Below are 12935 nucleotides of genomic sequence, written 5' to 3'. Positions count from 1 at the left end.
CCGATATTATTTCAGTGGATTGAGCATTAGGATAGCATTGAGGGGAAAGATTTTGATGCATCGGAATTCTAGCTGTTGACGTGGGATCCTACAGAACTCCTTCCTTCTTGTTTATTTGGGAAGTTGAATAAGCAAAAAAAAGACCTTGAAGTGAACTTCAAGGTCTTTTTTAGCGAATCAATTTTACTTAGTGAGCTTCTGTTCCATCAGCACCATGCGCATGTCCATGTGCTAATTCTTCTTCAGTTGCTTCACGACTTGATAAAACTTCAATATCAAAGTTTAATTTTTTTCCAGCCATTGGGTGATTTAAATCTGCAATAACGGCTTCTGGAGTTACCTCGATAACTACCGCACGAAATTGATTTCCTTGGTTGTCTTGTAGAGGGATAATTTCTCCAACTGGAGGTAATCCAATTTCTTGGAACATATCTGCTGGCAATTGAGCAATGGCTTTATCATCACGATCTCCATAGGCATCAGCAGCCTCTAATTCAAAAGAAAGTTTATCACCAGCATTTAAACCAGCAATATTTTCTTCGAATTTCGGCAACATCATACCTACACCATATAAAAATGTTAATGGATTTTCCGTTGTAGTTTGTTCTACAAAAGTCTTTTCACCGTTTTCTTCAATAGTATGAAGAATGTAATTCAACGTAACTACGTTGTTGTTTTCTATTGCCATTCTAATGTAATTATGGGCTATTTTCCCTGTTTATTATTTATTAATTCTACGATAGCAGCAATCGACGATTGCGGTAGACTGCACGTTTTATGTATACAAAGGTAGGATTTTGATTCTAAACTTGCCTTATGCTCTAACAATGGAAGGGTGCTTTTTGTTCCACCCATCAATATTTTGTTCGGAATATAATGTTGCTGTAGTTCTTTTTTCCATGAAATAGAGTCGGTCCCGGATATTGCAATTTCGTAAATTCCGACGTACAAATCAAGCAGGTGGTTAGTCCAATTGGAATAAGCAGACCCATAACTTTTCAAATAAGGAAATACATTGGCAAAGGTTTTTTCGGCGATTAACGTATATGTTTCATGATCAAAGAATAAGCCTAATTTATGCAATTGCCTGACCATACTAGAGGAAGAAGAGGGAATGACATTATCCATAACTTCGGATTTACGAGCAATTAAAAGTTCTGCCTTCGCTTGGGTATAATAAAAACAATTTTTTTCATGATCGTAGCAATTCTCGATAGCTTGATCTGCCCAATCCTTAGCCATGTAAAGCCATTGCTCATCAAAGGTTGCTTCGTACAAGCTAATGAATGCATCTATCGAAAAGGAATAATCATCTAAGAAGGCTAATATCATCCTGTTGTTATCCTCAGGTTGATGTAACAAGGATTCGTTTTTCCTACCTGCTGTTAATATGAAGTTGGCAATATCGATAGCATAGTTTAAATAAGATTGTTCATCAAAGACATGATAGGCATCGATAAGTCCTTTCATTAGAAGCGCATTCCAAGAGATGAGTTGTTTATGGTCTAACCCTGGTCTGATACGCTGGTTTCGGTAAGCTAATAAATCAGATTTGATTTCTTGAAGTAAGGTTTGCCATTCTTCCGTACGGTATCCCGATTCAGCAATCAAGTTTTCCTCTTCTATATTGACGTAAGGAATGTTAATTTGCTCTTCCGTCCAGTTCCCAGATCGGCTAATGTGGTAATAACTTCTGGCTAAATCTGCGTTTTCTCCTAATACCTCAAATTCATCGTAGGAGAAGGTGTAAAATTTACCTTCAACGCCTTCGCTATCCGCGTCTAAAGCGCTGTAAAATCCACCATTGCTATCTCGCATCTCCCGGACCAACCAAGTAATTGTTTCTTGGACAACCTGTTTGTACAATGGGTTAGCATCCTGTTGATAGGCTTCGGCATATAAGCTGATTAATTGTGCGTTGTCATACAGCATTTTTTCGAAATGAGGCACATGCCATCGCTCGTCAACAGCATACCTGGAAAATCCACCGCCGATATGGTCATAAATACCACCTGTAGCCATTTTTTTTAAGGTAAAATGAACATGTTCCAAAAGGGGCTCATCTTTTAATAAAACAGCTGTCCGCAATAAGCAACTCCAATTATTTGGCAAAGGGAATTTTGGAGCCCGAGTATATCCGCCATGTATTGGGTCAAAATGATTTTTCCAAGGCTGAAGTACTTGTTGTATATCTTCTAACGTATATTTATCTAGGATCGGTTGAATCGCAAGTTGTTCTGCTTTTACGATTCCTTCTGTTAATTTTTCTGCGTAATCAATAGCCACGGCTGGTTTATCTTCCCACATTTGCGCAATTTGTAGCAATACTTGTTGCCAATCATGGGGTTTGAAATAGGTTCCACCATATATGGGTCTGCCATCAGGAAGACAGATACAGTTCAAAGGCCATCCTCCTGCGTTCGTCATGAGTTGAACCGCAATCATATATATTTGGTCAATATCTGGCCTTTCTTCCCGATCAACTTTGATCGAAACGAAAAATTTATTCATGGTCGCAGCAATGGCTTCATTTTCGAAGCTTTCTCGCTCCATAACATGACACCAATGGCATGCTGAATAGCCAATACTAACGATAATAAGTTTGTTTTCTTCTTTTGCTTTGGCTAATGCCTCTTGTCCCCAAGGAAACCACTGCACGGGATTATGTGCATGCTGTTTTAGATAAGGGGAATTTTCCTGCGCTAACTTGTTTACCATACTATACGAAGGTAAACATTTATTATTTTAATAAACCGACTAGGTTGGCTGTACCACCTGATAAAATGGAAAATTCAATACCTGGTTCTAATTGTAAAATGGCCACATGGGAAGTGGCTAACTCTAGCTCAGCGTGACTGAGGTAATTTATGAGATTGGACAATCCTGGGTTATGTCCAAAGACTAATACCTTGTCGTATTCCTTGCTTACGGTATTGATCTCTTTTAGAATTGCCGTAAAATGCGCTTCATAGATATGGTCTGTTACTTGGATTTTGGATAGTGGAAACTGCAATGCTTCACAAAATATTTCAGCGGTTTGTAGTGCTCTATGTGCTGAAGAAGATAGTACATAGGTATTGTTATCGATATTAAATGTTCCTGCTAATTCTTTGGCAATAGTTTTTGCTCTTTCCTTCCCTTTTGGAATTAAATTTCTATTAAAATCACTTTTGGTTAGCGCATGTTCTTCCGCTTTAGCATGTCGAATAAGGTATAAAGTTTTCATAGAAACATAACAGTTTTTTATAAATGCAATATATGAATTAATTCTTTTGAGTATATTATTTAATTATGAAGCCTATGACCAACTAAGATGAACTGATTATTAAGTAATTGGAATTTAAAATGCAAGTATTGGAGCGATTGGTTCAGCCAATGCGAGCGCAGTTGAATAGAATTAATTCAAATAAGCTGTAGCGATACTTACTTTTTTATCGTTCATTAGGTAAATATATTTCTTTAAAATTATATTTTTGCATTTAAAATTACCACGTGAGTTATTTAATTTAATTTCAGTAAATTCTTATGCACAGCACCTTGTATTGGCTATTGATCTTATTGCTATTTCTTTCCTGTGCTAAAATGGAAGAACAGGTTCCTGCTATTCAGATTTCAATAGATTCTACGGTTAGGCCGGTAAAACTTTTAGAAAAGTATAATATACCCCCTACCAAAATCAATATCCATACGCAGGCGAATGCAAATTTTCCAAAATTTAATTATTCCCAGTATATTTTTGATTTATCAGGAGTGAATAACAGTTATTGCCACCCAGATGTACTGTATTTTCCTGAAGGATTTCAGGGTTACGAATATTGGATGGTTTTTACGCCCTACTTTGGAAAAGTGGGTCAAGATTATTTTTCTAAACGATATGAAAATCCAAGTATTGTTGTATCGCATGATGGGTTGACCTGGGATAATCCTCCAGCTCTTCGAAACCCGATACAAGCCTGTCCATCGGTGAAAGAAAGTTTTAGGGAAATGAAAGGGGAATCAATACAAGGGTTTTGGTCGGATGTGGATTGGATTTTTCGAAATGATGAGTTGGAATTGTATTATCGGGGAAGTTGTATACTTCAGCAAGCATTAATGAAAAGAGGAGCGAAGAGTTTGAATAACAGAAAAAAACTAAGTCAAAAGAATGCAATTAGAAATATCGTTCGACAAACGTCCACAGATGGGGTAAACTGGACGGCCTTGGAAGTGGCTTTTACCAGTAATTTTCCCTCGACCCCAAAAGATAATCATCTGATATCTCCTTCATTTATTGAAGTGAATGGAGATGTAGTTGCTTATGAAGTAGAATTCGATTGGCAAACAAAACGGTATGGATCTTTCGAGAAAACCCATGTTATCCAACGACATTCTAAAAATGGATTAGATTTCTCCCCTTTTAAAGAATGCAAACAAGTGAATTTTGTCAATGCACCTTGGCGGGAAAATGAAAATCTAGGGATATGGCATCTCAATGTTTGCTATGTTTCTGGCTATTATTTTATGACTTTATCCGTGGGGCGGATCGCTAAATATACCTCCGATCTTTTATATTTAGCCTATTCTAAAGATGGGTTAAATTTTTACGTAGATCCTAAGCCTGTAATGACGGAAAATGCCTATCGATCGGCCATTTTTCCAATGAAAGTATTGAATGATCAAATCACTTTTGGAGGCATATGGGGAAATAAACTAGGTGAATTTTATTATTCAACTTGGGATGTAAATTTGCCTAATTTGAGCAATAATTCATTTTTACCTAAAAGTAACTAAACCATGGATACAGCTTCTTTATCGATTAAAGTTTCAGTGATAATACCTGTTTATAATGCAGCAGATTTCATTCAAGAAACCATTCAAAGTGTATTAGATCAACAGCTAAAACCTATTGAAATCATTTTAGTGGATGATGGCAGTACGGATAACAGTGCTGAACTATGTAAAGCCTATACCTCGGGAAATGAAAATGTCTATTATTACCATCAGGAAAATGCCGGGGTTTCTGTCGCAAGAAATAAAGGATTATTGATGGCTCAGGGAGCGTATGTTTATTTTTTAGATTCTGATGACAGCATCGATGCTTCATTTTTAAGTAGTTCCTACGAACAGTTATCCCATAACCAGGAGGACCTAGTTATTATTGGAGAAGCCTATACCAAGCGATTTCCTCAGGTTATGGCTTTGCCTACTTGTGCTGCGATGTGGCGGAAAGAGTTTTTGCAGCAACATGGGGGAATACAATTCCCAGAGGGAATACAACCCTGCGAAGATGGGTTATTTTCCCATCAATTATTGGCCATGACGAATAAGATTGCTTTAAACTCAGCAGGTATTTATCATTATCGGCAACATGAGAAGCAAAATCATATCCGCTCCTTGGTGGAGGTGGATAGTGTTCTTGCTCAAATTCCGATTTGGTTTGATATTCTTCGCAATTTTTATAATAAACATAAGCTAATGCCTAAAAAAGCCTTGCATTTAGCTCTTTTTTTAGAACATGAACCTTTTGAATTTAGGTTATTAAAAATGCAATTAACCTTAGCTCAACAAGAGTCTTTAACGCAATTGATCAAAAAATTTTACCAGGAACAGGTGCAGCCCTATTTGACGAAGGAGGATTTTAACCGATTGAGTAAACCTTTTCAACTATTCGTTCAGTCTTCCAATTTTGAAAATTTTCAAAAATACTATTTACAATATTTAAATGGACTTCGAACTCGTGGGAAAGTGTATATGTTGCTAGCTCGTTTGATTATGTTGCCTAAAAAAAGAAGAAAATTTAGAAAACAGATTATTGAAAAGTATAAGTTATGAAAATTCTTTTCGTTCAGCATCAAGGGTTTATTAATGGACAAGGAGGGACCGAGAAAATGTGTAGCTTTTTGGCCAATTTATTCGTTGAACAAGGGCACGAAGTTCGTATTTCGACCTGTGAAAATGTAATAGGAAAGCCAATATTTCCGTTATTAAAGGAGGTGGTTGTTCATAATATTTACAGGCCCGAAATTAAGCAAATAAAGATGTTGCCTTATATAAACTATTCTGGCAACAGTATACTTAAATGGATTGGCGGAAAAATAAAGAAGAAATATGCCAAAGCATATAATCGCATATATTTAAAGTGGAGGTTCGATAAAAATGAGGAAGAAATTTATGCGTACAATCTTTTACAAAGAGCTAAGGTTTGGAATGATTTTTTAAACCAGCAAAAGCCTTCCATCATCATTACGATGTCATTGCAATCTGTCGTTGAGATAACTTTTCAAAATGATATTCAGATTCCAATCATTAATTCGGTAAATGGTCGACCTGATTATGATTATGCTCCCCCATTTCGCAAATTGTTTCACATGGAAGAACAATTGTTAAGAGCAGGATATAAGCAGATGGCAGGTCTTCAAGTGTTATTACCAAGTTACCAACAATATGTGCCGAAGGATTTTAAGGGTATTGCGAAAACAATCGCAAATCCAGTGCTTCAAGTGAATAATGAACGTATTGTTGATCACTTAAAGCCGAAAAAACGCTATAAAATGATGCATTTAGGTACGTTAAACACCTATTGCAAACAACAGGATCTTGCTATTCAGGCTTTTGCTTTACTAGCGAATAAATACCCCAATTGGGACTTGGAATTTTGGGGAGAAGGAAATGATAAAATAAAACTGGAGAAATTAATTAAAAGTTACGGATTGTCAGATCGGATATTTCTGAAGGGATTTACCTCGCAACCCATTCAAGTATTAAAGGAAGCTTCATTATTTGTTTTCCCAAGTAAATTTGAAGGTTTTCCTTTAGCTTTAGTCGAAGCGATGGCAGTCGGATTACCTTGTGTAGGTTTTGCTAGTTGTTCTGGAGTAAATGAGTTAATTCAACATAAAACTACTGGATATTTAGTTAATGATTTACAAGAATTGGTAATTTATTTGGATATTTTGATGGGTAATCCGCAAGTAAGAGCTGATTATGGTATCTTAGGGAATTGTTACAGCAAGGATTTTCAAGAGCAATTAATTAGTGAAAAATGGATCGAATTAATAAAAGAGATTAAAAATAAATATGTCTCAAAAGAAGAAGATACTATACTTTATGCCTGAAAATCCATTTTGGAGAGGGGCTGGCAATTTAACTAGATGTATACAGATGCTGACTTATTTTGAAAAAAATAAGGAGTATTTGCAAGTTTACTTTCTGTCAAGCATCTGTTGGACGAAAGAAGATGAAGAAAGATTTAAACAAGTTTTTCCATCGATAACCTTGGTCATAGAACCATTAAAATCTTCTCGTAAAAATAGGATAACCTATTTTTTTAACGATAAGCTGCCTAAATTAATTAAGCAATTTTGTTATGGTTTCAAGGTCAATAAGGTATCCCCAAATTTTAAAAAACGATTTCAAAATCTGCATCGAAAAATACAATTTGATACGATCCTAATAAGTTATGCCGAATATGGAGATTTAGTCACGGGCTTACCTCATGTTCGGAAAATAATTGATACGCATGATTTCTTCACATTTCAGTATTTGGAGGAGGATCGTGATCGTGCTTGGAAAAGTATAGATCGAGTGCTGTATGAGGAAATGTCCATCTTAAAGCAATTTGATGAAATTTGGACTTATTCGATTGAGGAAGAATACGTTTTTGATCAATTTACGAATAAGAAAGTTCAGTTAATACCGGTAACTTTTAATCAGCATATTCCTGCAGATAATCGAACAATAAAATATGATATCATTTACGTAGCTAGCGATAATAATCATAATAAGAAAAGTATCGCTTGGTTTACGAATGAAGTATTACCTTTGTTAAATAATAGGAAAGTTCATGTAATAGGAAGCATTTGTAAGCATGTGAAGGATCATCCTCAATTGATTAAATGTGGAAGAGTGGAGCACATCGAAGAATATTATCTACATGCTAAGATCAGTATTTGTCCAATGTTGAGTGGAACAGGTATTAAAATTAAAGTTCTGGAATCCTTGTCTTATGGCATCCCGGTGGTGACCAATAGAAGGGGCGTAGATGGTTTAGTCAATAAGATAGAAAATGGCTGTTTAATTGCTCAAAATCCCAAGGATTTCGCTAACTTCATGACACAATTATTAACAGATGAAAATTTTTACAAACAGATTGCCAATCAAGGAATTAATTTCTTCTCATTATACCATCATCCTAAATTTGAAAAAAGAATTTTAGATAGTACATTATTAGTGGAATAACAAGCGTAAGTGAGAAAATTGAATAATATATGAAGATTGCCTTATTAATTTCAACCTATAACTGGCCTGAAGCGATCGATTTATGTTTGAAAAGTGTGATGAATCAGGTCATTCTTCCGGATGAAATCGTGATTGCTGATGACGGTTCAAAAGAACCAACTTTGGCAGTAATACAGCATTATCAGCAAATTTCTAAAGTCCCAATAATCCATGTTTGGCATGAGGATAATGGATTTCAAGTGGGGAAAATTCGCAATAAGGCTATCGCCAAATCAACAGCAGATTATATCGTTCAAATTGATGGTGATATGTTACTTCACCCTTATTTTATCAGTGACCATAAAGCTTTTGCAAAACCGAATTCTTTTGTGCGGGCCAGCCGTATTTATTTAAATGATTCCATTACCTTGGAAAAATTTGAATCGAAAGATATTCAGATCAATCGATTTGATAAACGGGTATCTAATTTTTTCAGCGCTTTTCGAGCTCCACTTTTTTGGGGACTACTAGCGAGTAATTATAAAATGAAAGGGGCGGAACGTTGGGAAATTCATGGCTGTAATATGGCGTATTGGAAAGCGAACATTATTCAGGTCAATGGCTATAACGAAGAAATGGTCGGTTGGGGATTGGAAGATAAGGAATTAGTGGTGCGCTTATTAAATTCGGGTTTTGAAAAACGATTTCTCAAATTTGGAGGTATAGCTTTTCACTTAAACCATACCTACAATTCGAGAGACAATTATAATATCAACGAAGTCATATTTCAGGAATCTATTCAACAGAATGTTAAATATTGCAATTTAGGTATTGCTCAATATCTGATTAAAGAATAATTTTGGGTAAATTCGACCCTTGAAATGAATGTAGATTTAGTTATTACCACCTATAACAGACCTGACGCTTTAGAAATGGTGCTAATGGCTGTAAGTAAGCAAACTATTTTACCTTTTCAAGTCATCGTCGCTGATGATGGTTCTACACAAGAGACGGCTTCCCTCATCTTGCAGTATCAAGCTCATTTTCCTTGTAAACTAATCCATGTATGGCATGAAGATTTGGGTTTTCGTGCTGCAGCGATTCGTAATCTTGCTTTAGCACAAGTGAAATCTCCATATGTCGTTATTATTGATGGGGATATGGTTTTGGAAAAGCATTTCATGGAAGATCATCTTCGAAATGCAAAACCTAATCAATTTTTGCAGGGTGGTCGGGTATTATTGACCGACGATAAAACTAAGCAGTTACTCAAGAAACCTAGTTATTTTGATCCTGCATTTTTAGAGAATGGAGTGGAAAATCGTTTGGAGAAAAGATTAACTGCATTTCGATCGCTAACGCTTGCAAATCTTTTTCGGAAGGATTTAATCAATAAAAATAAGGTGAGGTCCTGCAATATGTCTTTTTTTATGGAGGATATAAAAGCAGTTAATGGTTTTGATAATCGTTTTGTGGGCTGGGGTAGGGAAGATAGCGAATTTGTGGAGCGATTAATTAATCATGGGCTGAAAGGTAAATTGATTAAATTTGAAGCGTTAGCCTATCATTTATACCATCCTGAGGAACCAAAAGCTGCACTACCTCAAAATGATGAATTGTTAAAACAAACGATAAGCAATCAATTGACTCGTTGTACTGACGGTTTGTCCAAGTATTTATTTGAAAATTAGCATTTATGGCAATTCCTAAAGTTATCTACCAGACGTTTAAAACTCATGATATTCCCTGGTTAACAAAATTATATATCTGGATATTCAGAAGGAAAAATCCATCCTATGACTATGTTTTTTATGATGATGTAGCGGTGGAGGAGTTTATAAAAATGAACTTTAGTGATCGAGTTTATCAAGCTTACGCTAAATTGCAAATTGGAGCAGCTAAAGCTGATTTTTTTAGATATGCCATTCTTTATAAGAAGGGTGGGATTTACTTGGACTTGGATAGCGATATATTGGTTAATTTGGATAAATATATCTTTCCATCTGATTCAGCGGTCATTGCTCGGGAAAAAAATCATCAAAACTTATTTGCCCAATGGGGTTTAATTTTCGAGAAAGAACATCCTTTCTTAGAACGAACCATACAGTACATGCTGGAGAATATAGAGCAAAATGCTTTTCCTCATGATGTTCATGCCATGACTGGCCCTACGGTTTATACTCGAGGTATTGAGGATGTAATTAAAGAACATCCAGAAGTGGGATATAGGGTAGTGGATTTTGACTATAAAGGCATTCTGCAGTTTAAATATAAACTGGGCAAACTATTAATCTATCGTGATCGTTCGAATCATTGGAAAAAATTACAACAACGGATACCGGTAGTTCGGCCCGAGACTAAAGACTAGTATAGCAATCTATTAACTGTTTAGCAATGCGGTCATCATTAAATTGCTGCGCATATGCTAAGCCTTTGGTTCGCATTTCTGCTTGTATTCCTGTACTGTTTAGTACCGTCTCTATGGCATAGGATAAATTATCAATATTTTCTGGATCTATATAATATGAAAATGGTCCTCCAGCTTCTGGAAATACCCCTTTTTGATTGGTTATTACGGGTGTTCCAGCGTATAGGGCTTCGATAATCGGGATTCCAAATCCTTCAAATTTGGATGGGTATACAAAAATAGTTGCCATGCTATAGATGGTTGCTAATTCATCCATAGAAAACCCTTGTCTCAACAGTATTCTATTCCCTAGGTTTTTTTCTGCGATATACTTGTTAATCTGTTCCGCATATGGTGTCATTTTTCCAATAATCAATAAAGGAATATCCATGTGCGCTATTGCTTTTACAATTTGAAAGGCATTTTTTCTAGGCTCAATGGATCCTACATTTAGGATAAATTGCTGCGGTAATTTATACTTTTCTCGTAATTGTTGTTTCTCTTCCTCGGTTCGTTGAATTTGAAAGGCAGGATGGCAACCTTGGTAGATCACCTCGATTTTATTTGCTGGGATCTGATAAAACTGCATAATATCTTGCTTCGTCTGTTGACTGATTGCAATGATTTTATCAGCTTCTTGGACCGCATGCAAACTTTTCTTGTTGTAAATCCATCGATCTAAGGGCTTATACAATTCTGGATATCGAAGGTAAATAAGATCATGAATAGTGACGATCGATTTGATGTTTGTCTGCTTTAAGCCTACCGGTATTTCTCCGGATAGTCCATGAAATAAATCGATGTTATCTCTGCGTAAATCTTGTACGATCCATCGGTTTCTCCAAAGGCTGGGGAAACTTTTGTTCCAAAATCCTAGGGGTACTTTATTTTTGAGCTGCCAGTCAGGAACTTGATTGATATATTCTGGTTTTACTTTTGGACTGTATTTTAGGTACTCGTTTTCTGGGTAATAGGTTTCGAGTATGCGGATTAAATCACGGCTATAATTTCCTAGACCAGTACGATTTAAGAAATAACGTTTAGCATCATATCCGATCCTCATCATAGGTAGTTTTATTTAATTATTTTTTTAAAAAGGCCTTCAAATTTAGCTATAATAATATTCCAATTATAGTTTGAATGAACATATTCTAGGGCTTTTTCGGCTATTGTTTTTAACTGTTCGGGTTGATTTATTAAGTTTAATACGATGGATTTAAACGAGGCATAATCTCTATAGCATTGTACAGCACCGTGGCTTCTGCGCTCATGTTCTACCATTACCGTCGAATGTTGATTTCCAATGACTGGCTTTCCGAGGGTCATCGCTTCTAGTGCAATCAAAGATAGACTTTCGGCGAGGGAAGGATTGACTACAGCAAAGCAATTTTCGATTAATGCAATTTTCTCATTTTCCGAAACAAAACCTGCATAGATTATGTCTTCATGGGCTACTGTTTCCAATTCATTTTCTCCTGTTAATACCAATTGCAAATCAATGGCATGTTCTTTTTTAAATTGTATGAAGTAATCTAGGAAATTATTAATCTTTACTTGCGTGATTCTGCCACAATACAATAAATACGGTTTTGTTACTTTAAATTTATCTTGTACATGTGCCCACTGAGGAGATTTTGCAATTTCTACAGCAACGCCAATAACCCCATGTTCCGCCATTTGATGACTAAAGATCTCTAGACACATATCCTGTTCAGCTTCTGTGTTAAAGGCGATGTACCTCACGGTATGGAAGAGCACAGAGGTGCTGCTTTTGAATAACATGCTTTCTAGATGGGCTGTTGGGATAAGGATGGTTTTTTGAGGTGCTATTAAAGAGCCCAATTGAGTTAATGGATTTTCGTAGGTGAAGAAGAGAAGCACATCATATAATTGATGGTTTTGTTCTATGAACTGCAATAAATCTGATGAATAAAAGTCATGCTGTTTAAAAAGTTCGGTTTCTTCTTGTAACTTATATTTCCAAACTGGGTATTTAGAAAAAATAGATTTTGCTAAACCAAATCTATAGATCGTACGTCTTATTTTACGAGCAATTTTACTTTTTTTATTGAATTGATGACGAAGGTTGCTATTGGGCTCCTGTGTATCGAATCTGCGGATATTCACCTTGTTTAGTACACTTTCGCCGGCAAGAAATACATCCTCTGGATGGTTTAAACGTTTAATCGTAGTGGTTAAAACATCGACTTCATGATTGTGTGCAAACCGCTCTGCAAGCATTCTGCAATGGTATTCGGCGCCACCATTGATTTCTGTTCCATACCTAATTGTGATCAACCCTAATTTAGCCATGTTTATACGTCTGTGCTAT

General features: G+C 35.9%; 12 protein-coding genes. 7 read left to right on the top strand and 5 right to left on the bottom strand.

Annotated features, from left to right (window positions below):
- Positions 1 to 187: 187 nt before the first annotated feature.
- From ACFRAE_RS06840 to ACFRAE_RS06830, 3 genes are read right to left on the bottom strand one after another with little or no spacing between them, the layout of a single operon-like run.
- On the bottom strand, positions 188 to 688 hold the full coding sequence (locus ACFRAE_RS06840) for an FKBP-type peptidyl-prolyl cis-trans isomerase (protein ID WP_422796384.1): 501 nt from the start codon (positions 686 to 688) through the stop codon (positions 188 to 190).
- A gap of 17 nt (positions 689 to 705) precedes the next feature.
- The gene (locus ACFRAE_RS06835) at positions 706 to 2718 is read right to left on the bottom strand and encodes a thioredoxin domain-containing protein (protein ID WP_422796383.1); all 2013 of its coding nucleotides are present in this window, start codon (positions 2716 to 2718) and stop codon (positions 706 to 708) included.
- Positions 2719 to 2740: 22 nt separating this feature from the next.
- Complete coding sequence (locus tag ACFRAE_RS06830) at positions 2741 to 3226, bottom strand: SixA phosphatase family protein (protein ID WP_422796382.1); 486 nt, start codon at positions 3224 to 3226, stop codon at positions 2741 to 2743.
- A gap of 299 nt (positions 3227 to 3525) precedes the next feature.
- Between ACFRAE_RS06830 and ACFRAE_RS06825 the strand changes: the two genes are divergently transcribed.
- The 7 genes from ACFRAE_RS06825 to ACFRAE_RS06795 are packed head-to-tail and all read left to right on the top strand — an operon-like array spanning position 3526 to position 10564.
- Positions 3526 to 4770 carry a hypothetical protein gene (locus ACFRAE_RS06825; RefSeq protein WP_422796381.1) on the top strand — a complete coding sequence of 415 codons (1245 nt, stop codon included), beginning with the start codon at positions 3526 to 3528 and terminating at the stop codon, positions 4768 to 4770.
- Between the two features lie 3 nt (positions 4771 to 4773).
- Positions 4774 to 5811 (top strand): glycosyltransferase family 2 protein, encoded by a 1038-nt coding sequence (locus ACFRAE_RS06820; RefSeq protein WP_422796380.1) that lies wholly within the window; start codon positions 4774 to 4776, stop codon positions 5809 to 5811.
- The gene (locus ACFRAE_RS06815; protein WP_422796379.1) at positions 5808 to 7094 is read left to right on the top strand and encodes a glycosyltransferase; all 1287 of its coding nucleotides are present in this window, start codon (positions 5808 to 5810) and stop codon (positions 7092 to 7094) included. The genes ACFRAE_RS06820 and ACFRAE_RS06815 overlap by 4 nt, the downstream gene beginning before the upstream one ends.
- Positions 7057 to 8217, top strand: coding sequence for a glycosyltransferase (locus ACFRAE_RS06810; protein ID WP_422796378.1), 1161 nt, complete (start codon positions 7057 to 7059; stop codon positions 8215 to 8217). The genes ACFRAE_RS06815 and ACFRAE_RS06810 overlap by 38 nt, the downstream gene beginning before the upstream one ends.
- Positions 8218 to 8246: 29 nt before the next feature.
- Positions 8247 to 9053 (top strand): glycosyltransferase family 2 protein, encoded by an 807-nt coding sequence (locus ACFRAE_RS06805; protein WP_422796377.1) that lies wholly within the window; start codon positions 8247 to 8249, stop codon positions 9051 to 9053.
- A 24-nt stretch (positions 9054 to 9077) separates the two neighbouring features.
- Positions 9078 to 9887, top strand: a complete 810-nt coding sequence (locus ACFRAE_RS06800; protein ID WP_422796376.1) for a glycosyltransferase family 2 protein — start codon at positions 9078 to 9080, stop codon at positions 9885 to 9887.
- Positions 9888 to 9892: 5 nt separating this feature from the next.
- The gene (locus ACFRAE_RS06795; RefSeq protein WP_422796375.1) at positions 9893 to 10564 is read left to right on the top strand and encodes a glycosyltransferase family 32 protein; all 672 of its coding nucleotides are present in this window, start codon (positions 9893 to 9895) and stop codon (positions 10562 to 10564) included.
- Here ACFRAE_RS06795 and ACFRAE_RS06790 read toward each other — a convergent pair.
- Together ACFRAE_RS06790 and ACFRAE_RS06785 are read right to left on the bottom strand one after the other, a co-directional pair.
- Entirely contained in the window at positions 10554 to 11669 is a 1116-nt protein-coding gene (locus tag ACFRAE_RS06790) for a glycosyltransferase family 4 protein (protein ID WP_422796374.1), read from the bottom strand. The two genes, ACFRAE_RS06795 and ACFRAE_RS06790, sit on opposite strands and share 11 nt — an antisense overlap.
- Positions 11670 to 11677: 8 nt before the next feature.
- A complete protein-coding gene (locus tag ACFRAE_RS06785) occupies positions 11678 to 12916 on the bottom strand; it encodes a glycosyltransferase family 4 protein (protein ID WP_422796373.1) in 1239 nt (412 codons plus the stop codon).
- Positions 12917 to 12935: the final 19 nt, after the last annotated feature.

It is taken from the genome of Sphingobacterium sp. HJSM2_6 (assembly GCF_049316305.1).
Taxonomy (GTDB): Bacteria; Bacteroidota; Bacteroidia; order Sphingobacteriales; family Sphingobacteriaceae; genus Sphingobacterium.
Note: the sequence above shows the minus strand (reverse complement) of the source record. Positions and strands in the feature narration are given on the sequence as shown.